14 protein-coding genes and 1 riboswitch are annotated in these 16,570 nt (G+C 39.5%); of the genes, 12 read left to right on the top strand and 2 right to left on the bottom strand.

The features are described 5' to 3' along the window. The first annotated feature begins 10 nt into the window (after window positions 1-10). From murC to lpxC, 6 genes are all read left to right on the top strand, one after another. Window positions 11-1,459, top strand: coding sequence for a UDP-N-acetylmuramate--L-alanine ligase (murC, locus tag KPC_RS00495; protein ID WP_121972496.1), 1,449 nt, complete (start codon window positions 11-13; stop codon window positions 1,457-1,459). A gap of 57 nt (window positions 1,460-1,516) precedes the next feature. Then, on the top strand, window positions 1,517-2,446 hold the full coding sequence (locus tag KPC_RS00490; RefSeq protein WP_121972495.1) for a D-alanine--D-alanine ligase: 930 nt from the start codon (window positions 1,517-1,519) through the stop codon (window positions 2,444-2,446). A 3-nt stretch (window positions 2,447-2,449) separates the two neighbouring features. Continuing rightward, a complete protein-coding gene (locus KPC_RS00485) occupies window positions 2,450-3,304 on the top strand; it encodes a cell division protein FtsQ/DivIB (RefSeq protein WP_121972494.1) in 855 nt (284 codons plus the stop codon). 59 nt (window positions 3,305-3,363) lie between these two features. Then, the gene (gene ftsA / locus KPC_RS00480) at window positions 3,364-4,629 is read left to right on the top strand and encodes a cell division protein FtsA (protein WP_121972493.1); all 1,266 of its coding nucleotides are present in this window, start codon (window positions 3,364-3,366) and stop codon (window positions 4,627-4,629) included. Between the two features lie 165 nt (window positions 4,630-4,794). Further along, complete coding sequence (ftsZ, locus tag KPC_RS00475) at window positions 4,795-5,976, top strand: cell division protein FtsZ (RefSeq protein ID WP_121972492.1); 1,182 nt, start codon at window positions 4,795-4,797, stop codon at window positions 5,974-5,976. A 125-nt stretch (window positions 5,977-6,101) separates the two neighbouring features. Further along, window positions 6,102-7,004 carry a UDP-3-O-acyl-N-acetylglucosamine deacetylase gene (gene lpxC / locus KPC_RS00470; protein ID WP_121972491.1) on the top strand — a complete coding sequence of 301 codons (903 nt, stop codon included), beginning with the start codon at window positions 6,102-6,104 and terminating at the stop codon, window positions 7,002-7,004. A 98-nt stretch (window positions 7,005-7,102) separates the two neighbouring features. Here the strand turns inward: lpxC and KPC_RS00465 are convergent, their stop codons facing one another. Next, entirely contained in the window at window positions 7,103-7,543 is a 441-nt protein-coding gene (locus tag KPC_RS00465; protein ID WP_121972490.1) for a DUF721 domain-containing protein, read from the bottom strand. A 103-nt stretch (window positions 7,544-7,646) separates the two neighbouring features. On the opposite strand from KPC_RS00465, the gene KPC_RS00460 reads away from it, so the two are divergent. From KPC_RS00460 to KPC_RS00450, 3 genes are all read left to right on the top strand, one after another. Further along, window positions 7,647-8,327 carry a M23 family metallopeptidase gene (locus KPC_RS00460; RefSeq protein WP_121972489.1) on the top strand — a complete coding sequence of 227 codons (681 nt, stop codon included), beginning with the start codon at window positions 7,647-7,649 and terminating at the stop codon, window positions 8,325-8,327. A gap of 249 nt (window positions 8,328-8,576) precedes the next feature. Beyond that, the gene (aceE, locus tag KPC_RS00455; protein WP_121972488.1) at window positions 8,577-11,288 is read left to right on the top strand and encodes a pyruvate dehydrogenase (acetyl-transferring), homodimeric type; all 2,712 of its coding nucleotides are present in this window, start codon (window positions 8,577-8,579) and stop codon (window positions 11,286-11,288) included. A gap of 2 nt (window positions 11,289-11,290) precedes the next feature. Continuing rightward, on the top strand, window positions 11,291-13,270 hold the full coding sequence (locus tag KPC_RS00450) for a 2-oxo acid dehydrogenase subunit E2 (protein WP_171334387.1): 1,980 nt from the start codon (window positions 11,291-11,293) through the stop codon (window positions 13,268-13,270). A gap of 55 nt (window positions 13,271-13,325) precedes the next feature. Here KPC_RS00450 and KPC_RS00445 read toward each other — a convergent pair whose 3' ends face one another. Then, complete coding sequence (locus KPC_RS00445) at window positions 13,326-14,003, bottom strand: motility associated factor glycosyltransferase family protein (protein WP_121972486.1); 678 nt, start codon at window positions 14,001-14,003, stop codon at window positions 13,326-13,328. A gap of 49 nt (window positions 14,004-14,052) precedes the next feature. Further along, a riboswitch (yybP-ykoY riboswitch) is annotated at window positions 14,053-14,227 on the top strand. 50 nt (window positions 14,228-14,277) lie between these two features. Here KPC_RS00445 and KPC_RS00440 point away from each other — a divergent pair. From KPC_RS00440 to KPC_RS00430, 3 genes are all read left to right on the top strand, one after another. Continuing rightward, entirely contained in the window at window positions 14,278-14,853 is a 576-nt protein-coding gene (locus tag KPC_RS00440) for a TMEM165/GDT1 family protein (RefSeq protein ID WP_121972485.1), read from the top strand. Window positions 14,854-15,037: 184 nt separating this feature from the next. Beyond that, the gene (locus KPC_RS00435) at window positions 15,038-15,835 is read left to right on the top strand and encodes an oxygen-binding di-iron domain-containing protein (protein WP_121972484.1); all 798 of its coding nucleotides are present in this window, start codon (window positions 15,038-15,040) and stop codon (window positions 15,833-15,835) included. Window positions 15,836-15,912: 77 nt separating this feature from the next. Continuing rightward, on the top strand, window positions 15,913-16,290 hold the full coding sequence (locus KPC_RS00430) for a YkgJ family cysteine cluster protein (protein ID WP_121972483.1): 378 nt from the start codon (window positions 15,913-15,915) through the stop codon (window positions 16,288-16,290). Window positions 16,291-16,570: the final 280 nt, after the last annotated feature.

The following is a 16,570-nucleotide window of genomic DNA, read 5'->3' as shown; positions in this document are numbered from 1 at the left end:
AGAGTAAATTATGTCTCCAACAAGCCCAGCTGATAAAGCAAAAAACCTGATCAAAGTTCCTGAAATGCGTCGTATCAAACATATTCATTTTGTGGGTATTGGTGGTGCTGGGATGTGCGGTATTGCAGAAGTTTTGAAGAACCAGGGTTATAAAGTTTCAGGTTCGGATATTAAAGCTTCAAAGACCACTGCCCAATTGGAAGAAAATGGGATCAAGGTTCATATCGGTCATGCTGCCGAAAATATAAAAGGGGCAAATGTACTGGTTGTCTCTACGGCTATTGATCCTGAAAATCTTGAAGTGAAAGCAGCGATTGAAAACCGTATTCCAGTGGTTCGCCGTGCTGAAATGCTGGGTGAGTTGATGCGTTATCGTCATGGCATTGCTGTGGCAGGGACACATGGCAAAACGACCACTACAAGCCTCGTCACTTGCATGCTTGCTGAAGAAAATATGGATCCGACCTATGTTATCGGTGGGTTGCTGAACCGAACAGGTGTTAATGCTGCACTTGGTGCAAGTCGTTATATTGTTGCAGAAGCGGATGAGTCAGATGCTTCCTTTTTGTATTTGGAACCTATGGCAGCAATCGTGACCAATATTGATGCAGATCATATGGATACATATGGTGGTAGCTTTGATAACTTAAAAGACACTTTTGTTAAATTTCTACAAAAGCTTCCATTTTATGGTCTGGCTGTAGTGTGTGGTGATGATGTAAATATTCGTGAAATCATGCCACGTATTGGTCGCCCAGTTTTGACTTATGGTTTCAATGAAGATAATGACATTCGTGCTATCGATGTTGAACAACAGGGGATGCAGTCACACTTCACTGTGCTTCGTAAGGGACGTGAACCTTTACGTTTGACGATTAATTTACCTGGTTTGCATAACATTCTGAATGCACTTGCAGCAATCGGTATTGCAACCGATGAAGGTGTTTCGGATGAAGCGATTGCTCGTGCGCTTGAAAGTTTTAGTGGTGTCGGACGTCGTTTTCAGGTTCAGGGTGAATATGCACTCGGTGATGGAACTGTTAAATTGGTTGATGATTACGGTCACCATCCTAAAGAAGTTGAGGCAACGATTAAAGCTGCAAGAGCCAGTCACCCAGAACGTCGTTTAGTCATGATGTTCCAGCCACACCGTTTTAGCCGTACACGCGATTGTTTCGATGATTTTGTGGATGTACTTTCCCAGGTTGATCAATTACTTTTACTTGAGGTATATCCGGCAGGAGAAAAACCGATTGTTGGTGCTGACAGTCGTGCGTTAGCGCGTAGTATCCGTCTTCGAGGTGATGTAGAACCCATCTTGATTGACCCGATCGAAGGCAATTTGCAAAACGCGATACAAAAAGTGTTACAAGCGAATGACTTGTTATTAACACAAGGTGCAGGTAACGTGGGAACAATTTCTGTAGAATTGGCTCAAAATAACTTGTATTTAAAATAATTGCTTCTCAGTAATTTATTTTTATTGACAAAATCTTAAAAGTTTAAGGATATAAACGTGTCAAATGCTTCAAAATTCGGCAAAGTTGTCGTATTGCTCGGTGGTAAATCTGCAGAACGGCAGGTTTCTTTAGATAGTGGTAAAGCTGTGCTTGAGGCATTGATACGTTCAGGTGTTAATGCGGAAGGTTTTGACCCCCAAGAGAGATCAATTGCAGAATTGATTGGTTATGACCGTGCATTTATTGTTTTACATGGTCGTGGTGGTGAAGATGGTCAAATTCAGGGTGCACTTGAATGGCTGAAAATTCCATATACAGGAACAGGTGTCCAAGGTTCTGCGATTGGTATGGATAAAGTAAAAACCAAACAGATCTGGCAAGGTTCTGAGCTGCCGACAGCACCATACCGTATCGTGACTGCTGATTCGGATGTAGACGACATTGTTAATGCTTTGGGCCTGCCATTAATTATTAAACCTGTACATGAAGGCTCTAGTGTCGGCATGAGTAAGGTTGAAAAGGCAGAAGATCTAAAAGCGGCTATTGAAAAGGCAACAGAACATGATGCTGTCGTTATGGCTGAAAAATGGATTACGGGGCGCGAATTCACTATTTCCATTTTAAATGGTAAAGCTTTACCTGTTATCCGTTTACAGCCGCCAAAAGATGTTGCTTTTTATGATTATGAAGCAAAATATAATCGTGATGATGTTGAATATGGCATTCCATCTGGTTTAAGTGAAACTGAAGAGAAAAAACTTCAGGAATTGTGTTTACGTGCTTTTCAGGCAGTTGGTGCTTCTGGTTGGGGGCGTATAGATGCCATGCAGGATGAACAGGGTAATTTCTGGTTGCTAGAAGTAAATACTGTACCAGGTATGACCAGTCACTCATTGGTTCCAAAGGCAGCAAAAGCCATTGGTACTCATTTTGATGATTTGTGTGTTGAAATCTTGGAACAAACACTAACGGGTAACGCGCACTAACATATGGCTCAACTTCCTGCTTCAATGCGACGCAAGCGTGCGGCGATTACATCGATACATGATAAACCACCAACAAGAAAGGAGAAACTTTCGAATCTTGGTGGTTGGATCTTACTTATTGTCGCATGTATAGTACTTGTGCTGGGTATCTATGCTGTATATCGGGTTATGACAGATGCTCGTGTCGTAACGCTTGAAGTTGTGGGCACAAATACAAATCAAGAAAAACAGCAGTTGACGCAATATTTAGCGCCTGTTATCAAAAATAATTATTTTACTTCGGATCTGGAAGAGATCCGAGATCGGGCACTTGAAGTCTCTTGGGTGGATCGTGTGGTAGTATCCCGCGCTTGGCCTAATGGAATTCGTGTTCGAGCTATGCCGCATCATGCAATTGCCCGTTGGGGAACCGGGCGTTTGTTAAGTGATAGTGGGGACGTATATTCAGAGGCAACAATGCGATTACGTCCGGATTTGCCATTACTACATGGTCCACTGAGCCAATCTAAAGTCATGATGCGTCGTTATAATGAAATTAATCAACTATTTCATCCAGTTAACTTACGCTTAAAAGAGTTATATTTAACTGAAAGAATGACGTGGTTTATGCAGTTTGATTCCGGTTTACGTGTTATTGTGGATCAAGATCAAACCATGAGTAAATTGCAACGTTTAAGCCATTTGGCACAAACAGATTTAAAACCTGTGTGGGATAAGGTTGCGGCTATTGATTTGAGATATCGTAATGGTCTTTCAATTCAATGGAAAAGCGGATCACCACCATCAATAGTGAACGGTCAGTTTGTTGTAACCAATAATGACACAAATGTTGCGACTGGAACTAAGGTAAAGCCATAATACGTGGCTTTATAAAGAGGCATTAAGCCAATAACATAAACAATGAATGGTAGTGTGTAATGAGTGAAGCTGTTCCCTCAGTTGTAGCGATAGACATTGGGACACATAAAGTTTCAGTTCTAATAGGCAAAATACATGCCCCTGATAACATTCAGGTTATTGGGATGGCAACAGCGCGTAACAGAGGCATGAACAAAGGAAAGATTGTCAGCCTGGATAAAGTCATTGCTGCTATAAAAAATGCCGTTGGTGAAGCTGAAAAAATGGCTGAATGTCGGGTACATTCAGCATGGGTTTCTATTCCGAGTACAGAATTACAAAGTCACTATGCTTCTGGTCGAACACCTATTGTAAATCAGGATCAGATTATTACGACAACAGAGGTTGTGCGTGCCCTTGATCTAGCCAAAGCAAGTCATATGGCACCAGATCATTATCTGGTCAGTGCAGTCCCTTTAGGCTTTGAGCTGGATGACTCTGCAGAATGGGTTCAAAATCCTATTAACATGTCTGCACAGAGTATGACTGGACATTATCAATTGATGATGTTGCCGATTAGCACGATGCAAAATCTAGACCGGGCAATGAAAGGTGCCAATATTTTCGTTGAAAAAATGGTGGTATCCTCGCTTGCAACAGCTGAAGCAAGTTTACTCAAAGATGAAAAAGAATATGGAGTCTGTTTGCTTGATATCGGTGCTGGTACAACAAACATTGCAGTCTATCTGGATGGCCGTTTAGCTTTTGTGCACACTGTACAACGTGGTGGTGAAAACGTCACCCGTGACATTGCTGCGGTATTGCAAACAACAACAGATGAGGCAGAACGCATTAAGCTTCTTTACGGTTGTGTTGATTTGCATCAGGTTAAACCTGAGCATATGATTCAGTTCGAAGGAATAGATGGTCCACAGACCATTAGTCGTATCGAACTTGCTGAAATCATTATTGCACGATATGAAGAAATATTTATTAAAATCAGAGAAGAGTTAGAGAATCGTGGATTAATCCATGGACTATATCATGGTGTAGTATTGACAGGAGACTCTTGTCAGATTGAAGGAATGATCAATTTCGCACGTAAAATGTTAGGGGTATCTGCACATTTAGGTAATCCTCCACTGCAAGTTACAGCGGATGATCAGCATTTACCTTCACTACGTCGCTCCATGTATGCAACTGCGGCTGGATTACTTTTATTTAGTCAAAGTGAGATGCAAGAAGCAGTGGTTGAAACGGATGCTCCTAAAGCAAATCGTCCAATATTGGAACGAATAGCTAATGGATGGACAACGTTAAACAACAAACTGAAATCAATTTTTTAAGGTGTAGTTTTTTATTTGGAGTATTGTTTCGAAGTTGTAAGGTTGCAGACCTGCACTTGACAAGCTGAATAATGAACAGCATGCTAAAAACAATTTTTTATTTTGAAGATCAAGGCAGTATACGGGCTCAACTGACTGCCACAATTATTAGGAATCCTAAAGGTCATGGCCTCATTTGAATTTTTAGAAGATGAACAAACCGATAGTAACGGTCAAGCCCGTTTTACTGTGTTTGGTGTAGGTGGTGGTGGTGGTAACGCCGTTCAACACATGGTGCAATCTGACATTAAGGGTGTGAAATTTGTTTGTGCAAATACGGATAAACAAGCACTTGATCGTATGAATGCCCCATTTAAAATGCAATTGGGGGAGCAAAGTACTCGTGGTTTGGGTGCTGGTGCAAATCCAGAAGTGGGACAAATTGCAGCAGAAGAAAGTCGTGAACAAATTCGTCAGCATTTAGAAGGTGCGGACATGGTATTTGTTACTGCTGGTATGGGTGGCGGTACTGGTACTGGTGCAGCACCCGTTGTTGCAGAAATTGCCAAAGAAATGGGTATCTTGACTGTTGGGGTTGTGACGACACCATTTAACTTTGAAGGTCGTCGTCGCCAGCGTTCTGCTGAAAAAGGAATTGAAGCTTTAGAGCAACACGTTGACTCATTGATTATCATTCCAAATCAGCGTTTACTTAGTGTTTATGGTGATATTTCAATGCAGGACGCGTATCGTAAGGCAGACGATGTTCTGTTAAATGCGGTACGTAGTATCTTCGATCTTGTTGTTCGTCCAGGACATATCAACCTTGACTTTGCTGACTTGAAAACTGCAATGAGTACACGCGGTTATGCCATGATGGGTGAAGGTAAGAGTAGCGGACCAGATCGTGCTGAAGATGCTGCCCGTTTGGCAATCCGTAGTCCGTTACTTGATAATGTGAACATCATGAACGCTAAAGGCGTGTTGATTAACATTACAGGTGGTGCCGATGTAACGCTTCGCGAAACAGAGGTTATTACCGATGTTGTGAATCAGATTGTAGATTTGGATGAAGGTGAAGTATTCTTTGGTACGGTATTCGACCCAGATGCACGTGATGAAATCCGTGTGACGGTGATCGCAACAGGATTGACGCGAAATGCAGACAGTGCCGAAGTTAAGCGTAAAACTCAAGTGAATGTTGCTGCAAATTCACAGCAAGCTTCACAAAGCGCAACTGACGATGATGATGTGCCTGCAATTAGTAAACGTCAGAATGCTGAAAATGTATCTGCAACACCAAGTACCACTCCTCGCTCGTCACCAATGAGCATTCAGGATTATTTAAAAAATCAGCAGCGCAAATAACTGATTAAGCTTAAAATTTGCTTACAATTCTTAAAAGGTAGTGTTTTACACTACCTTTTTTGTTTTTTATCAATGATTAAATGTGCTAACTTATAGCGGATTTATGAGAAATAAGACGGATTTGTATGTTAAAACAACGTACCTTGAAGCGCGTAGTGAAAGCTAGTGGAATTGGTTTACATAGTGGTCAGAAGGTTATGATCAACTTTATTCCACATGTCGCTGATGGTGGCATTGTTTTTCGCCGTATTGATTTAAATCCCCCAGTTGATTTGCCTGCGGACGCTATGCTTATTCAGGAAGCATTTATGTGTTCCAATCTTGTGCAGGATAATGCAAAAGTTGGCACGATTGAACATGTCATGAGTGCGATTGCTGGTTTGGGGATTGATAATCTGATTGTTGAAGTGTCAGCATCAGAAGTCCCTATTATGGATGGAAGTGCGGGGCCTTTTATTTACCTGCTCATGCAGGGTGGCCTACAAGAATTGGACTCGCCTAAGAAATTTATTAAAATTTTAAAACCGATAGAAGCCCTTATTGACGATAAACGGGCTGCATTTTCACCTCATACAGGTTTTCAGATCAACTTTACAATTGATTTTGACCATCCAGCTTTTGCTAAGGAATATCAGTCTGCAACCATTGATTTTTCTACAGAAACATTTGTTTATGAGGTCAGCGAAGCACGGACATTTGGTTTTATGAAAGACCTGGATTATCTCAAATCACATAATTTGGCTTTAGGGGCGAGTTTAGATAATGCTGTTGGTCTGGATGATACGGGTGTAGTTAATGAAGAAGGATTACGCTTTGCTGATGAATTTGTGCGGCACAAGATTCTAGATGCTGTTGGTGATTTATATTTGCTCGGGCATCAGATTATTGCTCGTTTCGATGGTTATAAATCTGGTCACGCTTTAAACAATCAGTTGTTACGCAATGTTAAAAATGATCCTGGTAGTTATGAAATTGTAACATTTGATGACGAAAAACAATGTCCGATTTCTTACGTGAATGTTATATAAGTTGTTGTCTTTGTGTAGCTACGTTATAGTGTAACAATTAAAGTTGTGATTTTTATCACACTATAATTATTTTTAAAGTCGAAATATTCATAACCAAGTTACTTTTTTTTGCTTGCCAAACGTAATAGAGCTTGGCTAAGCTTAGGGTCGCTAACAAAGCTGGCTGCATGGGTTAACATATCTTGCGTCTGCTCTGAAAGTGGCTCTAAGTTTGCAGTATTTTTTTGTATAGCTTGAGATTTGTTTCTTAGATGAACTTGAATTTTTTGAAGATCTTTAAATTCATCAAGTTTGGATAATTGAGAAATATATTGTTTTTGAAGATAACCGAGTTGACTAATCATGGCTTGATTTTCACCAGTTACAATCAAAACACCGTATTGATAACATACAACTTGCCATTGCTCTGGTTGGGGTAATAAAGGTTGAATTAATTTTGTAAGTTTTTGCCATTGGGCAACTTGCGTTTTGAGAAACGATAAGTTTCCTGTTTTTATGTGTTTTCTTGTTTGCTGGAAAACGTTCTTTGGTTCAGACATGGCATACCTCTAAAAGCTATGTCTATCATAAGCACGCATTTCAGTAGATATCAAGGAAGAGATCGCACAAGAAACTGTTAGGAACAGTTAAAGAGGTTTTTTTATGCATTCGCGCCGTATTTTACTCGCATTTTCTCTGGCAGCATGTACTGCTTCAGTTGCTTTTGCGGATTTAGTTCAACTCAATGATTCAAATACTTCTGCCCCTGATAAATTAGAACAATTATCCAGAACGCTTTCTCAAGGCACATATACATCGCCAGATGATTTAACTTCCAATACAAAATTGAATGTAAAGCTTCGTAATCAATCAACAACGATTAATAATGACTCTTTGGCTAAAAAATATGGCACAACTTCTTCTGGTTATTCAGCAAATAGCCAGAATCCATGGCTAGTTACCCACCCATTACCAGATATGGTTCGTACCAGTTCTAATTTTGGTGGTCGTGAAATGGGTGGACGTGCTGAGCATCATGGCGGTTTAGATTTAGCGGCACCAAGTGGTACGCCTATTTATGCAACGGGTCCTGGTATTGTAACCAAGTCAGGTTGGGGACGTGGTTATGGTAACTATATTGAAATTGATCATGGGAATGGTGTTTTAACACGTTATGCACATGCATCTCGTTTAGTTGCACGTGTAGGTGAAAAAGTATCTGCCGGGGAACACATTGCAAATGTTGGATGTACGGGGCGTTGCACAGGACCACATTTACATTATGAAGTAGTTAAAAATGGCCAGCGTAAAAATCCTTCAACATATTTAGCGATGTTGCCTTAACTGCTAATATTTGGGGAGCGTAGATATCAAATATATCAATGATCTCCGTAATATCATTTATTAAAATAATGACTGTATGAATAACCGCCTTTATTGGCGGTTTTTTGTTAAATAATATGCAAAAAGGTCACAGAGTATTTAGATACTAAATAATAGTACCAATCCACATTCATCTGTAACGATAACTTAACACCCCTAAAACATGATACATATATCATATAGAAAAGAGATCAAGGGAGTAGTTGAATTATGGCGTATTACGGTGATTCTGACGCGCAAGAGACACAAGAGTGGCAAGACGCTTTTGACTCTGTTTTGCAACACATGGGGACTGAACGTGCCGCTTTTTTACTCGAAAAATTATACCAACAAGCGATTGCGAAACACGTACCCATTCAGCGACTAAATACTCCTTATTTAAATACCATTTCGGTAGAAGAGCAACCAGCAATGCCAGGCGACCAGGACATGGAGCGTCGTATTCGTGCATTAATCCGTTGGAATGCTCTTGCAATGGTATTGCGTGCAAACAAAACTGGTGATGACCTAGGTGGTCACTTGGCAAGTTTTGCATCTTCAGCAACATTATATGATGTCGGTTTTAACCATTTTTTCCGTGCAAATAATGAAAATTTTGGCGGTGACATGATTTATTATCAAGGTCACTGTGCCCCTGGTATTTACGCTCGTTCTTTCCTGGAAGGGCGTTTAACTGAAGATCAGTTAAATAATTTCCGCCGTGAAGTAAATGGTAATGGTTTATCCAGTTATCCTCACCCGTATCTGATGCCTGATTATTGGCAGTTCCCAACAGTATCTATGGGACTAGGTCCAATCATGTCAATCTATCAGGCACATATTCAAAAATATTTGATGAATCGTGGTTTGATCAAAGAAGAAGATCGTAAGGTCTGGGCTTATCTTGGCGATGGTGAAATGGATGAGCCAGAAAGCTTGGGTGCGATTTCTTTAGCTGGTCGCGAAAAGCTGGATAACCTGATCTGGGTAATTAACTGTAATTTACAACGTCTGGATGGTCCGGTGCGTGGTAATGGTAAAATTATTCAGGAACTTGAATCGCTATTCCGTGGTGCTGGATGGCGTGTAATCAAGGTAGTTTGGGGGCGTCATTGGGATCCATTATTAGATAAAGACTCATCTGGTGCATTAAAGGCACGTATGGATGAAGCGTTAGATGGTGACTATCAGCGTTATCAGGTAAAAGGTGGTGCTTATACGCGTGAGCATTTCTTTAATAAATATCCTGAAACGGAAGAAATGGTAAAACATTTAAGCGATGAAGACATTGAAAATCTAAATCGGGGTGGCCACGATCCATACAAAGTTTACGCAGCTTATGCGGCAGCAATGACCAGTAATGGTCAGCCAACGGTAATTTTGGCAAAAACTGTGAAAGGTTATGGTTTATCCGAAGAGATTGAAGGCGTAAACAAAACTCACCAAATCAAGAAAATGCATTTGGAGTCACTTAAGTATTTCCGTAACCGTTTTAATTTGCCATTTACTGATGAGCAATTGGAAGAACTTCCATTCTACCGTCCAGGTGAAAACTCACCTGAACTGAAATATATGAAAGCACGCCGTGAAGGTTTAGGTGGCTATTTGCCAGCACGTCGTAAAGAAAGTGTTGCTTTGGAAATTCCTGAGTTATCTGTATTTGATGGTGTACTTAAAGGTAGTGGCGGTAAAGAGCAATCAACCACTATGGTGATGGTACGTTTAATTGCTGCATTATTGAAAGAAAAAGCAATTAAAGACCGTGTAGTGCCGATTGTTCCAGATGAAGCACGTACTTTTGGTCTGGAAGGTATGTTCCGTCAGTTAGGAATTTATGCAGCGCACGGCCAAAACTATACGCCTGAAGACCAGGAACAATTGATGAACTATCGTGAAGCTAAAGATGGTCATATGCTTCAGGAAGGTATTAACGAAGCTGGTGCAATGAGTGCATGGTCTGCTTTGGGTACAAGTTATTCAACAAATAACTTGCCAATGATTCCAATGTATATGTATTACTCTATGTTTGGTTTCCAGCGTATTGGTGATATTGCTTGGGCTGCAGGTGATTCTCAAGCACAAGGTTTCTTATTTGGTGCTACTGCGGGTCGTACTACACTCAATGGTGAGGGCTTACAACACCAAGATGGCCACTCTCATGTTTTAGCAAGCACGATTCCTAACTGTGTTGCCTATGATCCATGTTTTGGTTACGAGCTTGCTGTCATTATTCATGATGGTTTGCAACGTATGTATGTCAATCAGGAACGTGTGTTCTATTACTTGACGTTGATGAATGAAAACTATGAACAACCAGCATTACCACAGGGTGCCGAAGAAGGCATTAAACGTGGTATGTATTTGTTCGAGAAAGATGAAAAAGCAACAGTCCAGTTATTAGGTTCTGGTGTCATTCTGCGTGAAGTGATTAAAGCTGCACAAATTTTACGTGATGAATATCAAATCCACTCAAATGTCTGGAGTGTTACGAGCTTCAATGAACTCGCTCGTGATGGTATGGCAGTAGATGAATACAATCGTTTACACCCACTTGCCGAACAAGCAAAAGAGTCTTGGGTATCTAAACAACTACGTGGTACTGATGGTATTGTGGTTTCTGCAACAGATCATATCCGTGCTTATAGTGAACAGATTCGTGCATATCTCCCTGATGGACGTCCATTTGTAACACTAGGTACTGATGGTTACGGTCGTTCTGATACACGTGGTAATTTACGTAGTTTCTTCGGTGTCGATGCTGCTCATATTGTGGTTGCAACATTGAAAAAACTTGCCGATGAAGGTGAAGTAGATGCACGTTTGGTTAAAGATGCAATTTCTTCATTTGAGCTGGATGTAGACCGCCCAGTTGCATGGTTACCTCAAGCGCATCCAGAAGTTCAAGAAGTGGCAGCATATGCTGAATCTAGTGAGGAGAAATAATAATGCAAATTAAGACTCCTGATATTGGTGTAGAAAAAGCCACTGTCGCAGAAATTCTGGTAAAGGTGGGTGATCATATTTCTGTTGATGACAGTATTGTCTTACTCGAATCTGATAAAGCATCTGTAGAAGTGCCTAGCACGACTACAGGTGTGGTTAAGAGTATTCTGATCAAAGAAGGTGATGAGGTTTCTGAGGGAACGGCTTTAGTTGAGATAGAGTCTGTTGATGCTGAAGAAGTATCAGTAAAGTCTGAAGAAAAGTCAGCCCAAACAGAGGTAAAAGTTGAAGAAGAGGCAGCAGTAACAGAAGAAAAAGTTGCTGCGCCGGCACCATCTAATTCCTCACAAACTGTTGAAGTTAAAGTTCCAGATATTGGTGTGGAAAAAGCACTGGTTGGTGAAATTTTAGTAAAAGTTGGTGATGAAATTGCTGTGGATGACAGCATTGTTGTGGTTGAGTCTGATAAAGCGACTGTTGAGGTTCCAAGTACGGTTGAGGGTACAGTTGAAAGCATTGCTGTAAAAGAAGGTGATAGTGTAAAAGAAGGTGTAGTCCTAATTAAAGTGAAGACATCTTCTGCTTCGACATCAGTTGCAAGTACACAAGCTAAAGCTGAGTCTGCTCCAGCAGTTGCACCAAATAAAACCGAAGCTCCAAAAGACGTTGCCCAAGCGGCTGGTCCGGTTGAAATTGCTGTTCCAGATTTGGGTGTGGATAAAGCTTCTGTATCTGAAATTTTGGTCAGTGTTGGTGATCGTGTTGAAAAAGATCAAAGTTTAGTTGTTGTTGAGTCTGATAAAGCATCAGTAGAAGTTCCAAGCACAGTTTCGGGTACGATCAAGGCGATTCATGTCAGTGCCAATCAGGAAGTTAAGCAAGGCATGCCTTTGGTGACAATTGATGGTGTAGCTGATGTTCAACCATCTGTTCAAGAAACCAAAGCACAACAATCGACTCAACCTGTAAAAGCTGAAACTAAAGCTGTATCAGGTTCTGAAAAAGTAGTTGAGCCACAAGCACATGTGAGCAATAGCTCAGACAAATTAAGCAAAGAGCAACAAGCAGAAAATGCCAAAGTCTATGCAGGACCAGCTGTTCGTAAACTTGCACGTGAACTAGGTGTCTTACTGGCACAAGTAGAGTCTTCAGGTCCTCATGAACGTGTTGTAAAGGAAGATGTATTTGCTTATGTTAAGCAACGTTTAACTGCACCACAAACCTCGTCTTCACAAGCGGTCGCTCAAGTTGCTTCAGGTCTTCCAGCATTACCTGATTTTAGTGCCTTTGGTGGTGGTGAAATTAAGGCAATGACACGTTTACAGCAAGTTTCTGTACCACAGTTGTCATTGAATAACTTTATCCCACAAGTTACTCAGTTTGATCTGGCAGATATTACTGAACTTGAAGCTTGGCGTGGTGAACTCAAGGCAGGCTTTAAACAACAAGGTATTAGCTTAACTATTCTGGCATTTATTGCTAAAGCCGTAGCCTTCTTGTTAAAAGAAGAACCTTATTTTGCAGGGCATTTGGCAGATGACCAAAAATCTGTATTGCTCCGTAATGAAATCCATATGGGTATTGCTGTTGCAACTCCAGATGGTTTAACGGTTCCTGTGCTTCGTAATCCTGATCAGAAATCAATCAAACAGATTGCGATTGAACTTGGCGAATTAAGTAAGAAAGCACGTGATAAGAAACTTTCTCCGAAAGACTTACAAGGTGCAAACTTTACGATCACAAGTTTAGGTAGTATAGGTGGTACAGCATTTACACCATTGGTGAACTGGCCACAAGTTGCGATTTTAGGGATTTCTCCTGCAACGATGCAACCAGTCTGGAATGGTCAAGACTTTGATCCGCGTTTGATGTTACCGTTATCATTGTCTTATGACCACCGTGTGATTAATGGTGCAGATGCAGCACGTTTTACTCATAAACTGACTAAACTTTTAGCAGATATTCGTAATATTTTGCTTTAAAGTTAGGCTGTAAAAAACCTCGCTTTAGCGGGGTTTTTTATTTTAAAGGGTTTTGTCAAATTGAAATAAAGTCATCTAGCCTGGCTGTTTGATCATAAAGGGTTAAAGCGGAATTTGGATTTATATTCCAGATCTTGGGTAAAGGGTAATCTGGATTAATTTCATGCCAAATTTGATGCCGCCTTTGTTCAAATCTCTGAAAATCTTTTAAAAATAATGTCCAGAATTTTTCATAGCTTTTAATATTGTTTTGTTGATCTTGAATATAGCCATGGCTTTGATTATTTTCAGATTTAAAATCAAAACCAATCAGTACAATATTTTTAGGTATAAACAAATGAGCTAAAGACACCGTTTGTAATCCACAATTGTTGCCATAAACATATGATGGAGATTTAAATAGTTGTTCTCTGGTATGAAACTGAATGGTATTGAGTTTGATAACTGAATCAGGATAAGTCAGATTACTGCCTAAACCACATCCGGTGATTATTTGGCCCTTAAAATCCATTTCAAGACGTTGATGATATTTTTGCCACCAACTATAGTCACTATGATGGGAAATCTTACTGTGTGGTAATAACTGAAAAGCCTGATTACAGGTAATAATAAAATAATCTGGGTGTTGAAGTTGTGTTAAGTCGTACGATTGAATCGAAGGGCCACCCCCAATAATAAAAATAGTTTCAGGATGCAGATTTTGTTGAATAAAATCAGGAAAAATATTTCTCATATAACATTAATTTAAAATTGAAAAAGATCTATAAAACATTGTAGACTATGCATACTTCATTGGGGAGTAGCCGCTATTCACAGCGTGAATAGGTGATGGTCAACATAATTGTTCAACAGAACATGGTCATCATAGCAAAACACCAATAAAGCTTTCACAAGCTTTCTTTTGTTGGCAAGACCTTTGATTTATCACTCTGCATTGGGTTATCACCCATTTTGGCTAGCAGGAGGGATAAGTCATCGGTAGAACTTGCTAGCCAGAGAAATACATCATGCATGCTTTTCTTATTTCCTTATTGATTGTTGCCCTGTCTGAAATGGGTGATAAAACACAATTACTCGCATTACTACTTGCCGCAAAATTTCGCAAACCTGTCCCGATTTTAACTGCGATTTTCCTGGCAACTGTTGTCAATCATGGTGTATCCGCAATTTTAGGTCAGTGGATTACCACTGTACTGAGCCCAACAGTGTTACTGTGGATTGTGGCATTAGGATTTATTGGTATGTCAGTCTGGATGCTTATTCCAGATGAATTGGATGATGAGTCTGGTAGTATCAACAAATGGCAAAAATATGGTGTGTTTGGTGCAACATTTGTGCTGTTTTTCCTTGCAGAAATTGGTGATAAGACACAGATTGCGACAGTAGCACTGGCTGCAAGATTTGATAGCATTGGTTTAGTTACTTTGGGTACTACACTCGGAATCATGCTGGTTAATGCACCAGCCGTTTTTATTGGTAATAAAATGGCTGAAAAATTACCAATCTCTTTAATTCATAAGATAGGTGCAGCAATATTCTTTATCATGGGTGTTAGTGCTTTAGTGCAACATTATTTTTTCTAACTGAATCTTTAATTTAATTCAATTTATCAAAAAGCTCGGTTACATGATCGGGCTTTTTTATTTATTAAATTAAAAGCAACAAAGTAAATAAAATCATTGTAACTTTAATGAATTCCTTATATTTTATATGGAATAAATATTTTAATTATTTTTTATTTAAAAATTTTTTTTGGGGTTTAAAAGAATGGCTGTAGATCGTACTACATCTCAGGTTTTATTTGATAATGGCACACATAAATGCATCAGTTTTACAAGTCTTGTAAAAGGTGAAGGTGTGCAGGCAAATCAATTTTTAATTATTGATCATGGTCGTGCAGCAGTTTTAGATCCCGGTGGTGATTTAACATACATTCCACTAACGATGGAATTGAATAAATATACCAAGCTTCAGAATCTGGATTATGTGATGGCTTCACATCAAGATCCTGACATCATTACTTCCATGCCACGCTGGCTGGTTTATACCAGTGCCAAAGTTGCTTCATCTAAACTCTGGGCAAGGTTTTTACCACATTTAAGTTCCTCTTTTATGAGTGAACGTATGATGGGTAACTGGGAAGAGCGCTTGATTGAGATTCCAGACTCAGGTCAATCTATTTCATTAGGTGAGTCGAAAATAATCGCTGTTCCTGCTCATTTTTTGCACTCTGTGGGTAATTTTCAGTTTTACGATCCAGTATCAAAAATATTATTTTCTGGAGATATGGGGGCTTCTATCGTTAGTGATGTCAATCAACCACTAGAAAATTTTGTCGATCATATTCCTTATATGAAAAGCTTTCATCAGCGCTATATGTGTTCAAATCGTGTGATTCGCTTATGGGTAAATATGGTGCGCAATATGGATATTGATATGATTGTTCCACAGCATGGTAAGCCATTTGTAGGTAAAAACATGGTGAATCAATTTTTAGACTGGATTGAAAACTTGCAGTGTGGCATTGATTTAATGGATGAATATACTTTCACTTGCCCTAAATAAAAAATCTTGAAATTTTTCAGAAAAATTTTAAAATTTTCTGGATAAAACTTTGTCCAGATAATGAGAATTTTAAGAAGATGTTATCTCAATTGATAATACAGGATCAGGATGCCTGTTTAAGCTGTGGTGCGTGCTGTGCATATTTTAGAGTTTCATTTTATTGGGCTGAAGGAGAGGCTTTACCTGAAAACTATGTAGAGCCATTAACTCCAGTTTACTCTTGCATGAAAGGTACCAATCAAAATAATCCGAGATGTATCGCTCTTGAGGGAGACGTTGGAAAACAGGTGAGTTGTAGTGTTTATGCAGAGCGAAGTTCAACGTGCAAAGAAGTTCAGGTTGGAGATGAGCAGTGCATGAAGGCACGTAAAGCTCATCATCTGATTCCTTTGATTGAAATTCCTCTACCTGATTCAGGTTCAAGCAACGATGATGATTATGATCAGGTTAGTTGATCTGAAGCTTTTTGATTGGTATAAATTTTATTTATCCTCTCTTAAAGGGATTATTGTTGGCAAATATCAGATAAGATCTTACTAAATATCTTTCAGAAAATATGGGACACTAGATAGCAACATTTTTAAAATGGGCAGATATTTATTATTTTTCAAAACAGGAATTACCATAGCATAATAAAAAATAAAATATCGTGATGTAAGGCACAGTTTGTTTGAAGCTATAGTATCTTTTATTAACTTGTATTTATGCATTTAAAGCTTAATATAAAAATTAATT

This window comes from Acinetobacter stercoris, assembly GCF_900323515.1.
GTDB classification, from domain to species: Bacteria; Pseudomonadota; Gammaproteobacteria; order Pseudomonadales; family Moraxellaceae; genus Acinetobacter; species Acinetobacter stercoris.
This window is presented reverse-complemented; position numbering and strand designations above follow the sequence as displayed.

Bases quoted from the DNA above. Each gene is read 5' to 3' on its own strand.
- KPC_RS00450 (WP_171334387.1), top strand. From the start codon at position 11,291: ATGCAAATTAAGACTCCTGATATTGGTGTAGAAAAAGCCACTGTCGCA.
- KPC_RS00430 (WP_121972483.1), top strand. From the start codon at position 15,913: ATGTTATCTCAATTGATAATACAGGATCAGGATGCCTGTTTAAGCTGT.
- murC (WP_121972496.1), top strand. From the start codon at position 11: ATGTCTCCAACAAGCCCAGCTGATAAAGCAAAAAACCTGATCAAAGTT.
- KPC_RS00445 (WP_121972486.1), bottom strand. From the start codon at position 14,003: ATGAGAAATATTTTTCCTGATTTTATTCAACAAAATCTGCATCCTGAA.
- ftsA (WP_121972493.1), top strand. From the start codon at position 3,364: ATGAGTGAAGCTGTTCCCTCAGTTGTAGCGATAGACATTGGGACACAT.
- KPC_RS00465 (WP_121972490.1), bottom strand. From the start codon at position 7,543: ATGTCTGAACCAAAGAACGTTTTCCAGCAAACAAGAAAACACATAAAA.
- lpxC (WP_121972491.1), top strand. From the start codon at position 6,102: ATGTTAAAACAACGTACCTTGAAGCGCGTAGTGAAAGCTAGTGGAATT.
- KPC_RS00440 (WP_121972485.1), top strand. From the start codon at position 14,278: ATGCATGCTTTTCTTATTTCCTTATTGATTGTTGCCCTGTCTGAAATG.
- KPC_RS00435 (WP_121972484.1), top strand. From the start codon at position 15,038: ATGGCTGTAGATCGTACTACATCTCAGGTTTTATTTGATAATGGCACA.
- aceE (WP_121972488.1), top strand. From the start codon at position 8,577: ATGGCGTATTACGGTGATTCTGACGCGCAAGAGACACAAGAGTGGCAA.
- KPC_RS00460 (WP_121972489.1), top strand. From the start codon at position 7,647: ATGCATTCGCGCCGTATTTTACTCGCATTTTCTCTGGCAGCATGTACT.
- ftsZ (WP_121972492.1), top strand. From the start codon at position 4,795: ATGGCCTCATTTGAATTTTTAGAAGATGAACAAACCGATAGTAACGGT.
- KPC_RS00485 (WP_121972494.1), top strand. From the start codon at position 2,450: ATGGCTCAACTTCCTGCTTCAATGCGACGCAAGCGTGCGGCGATTACA.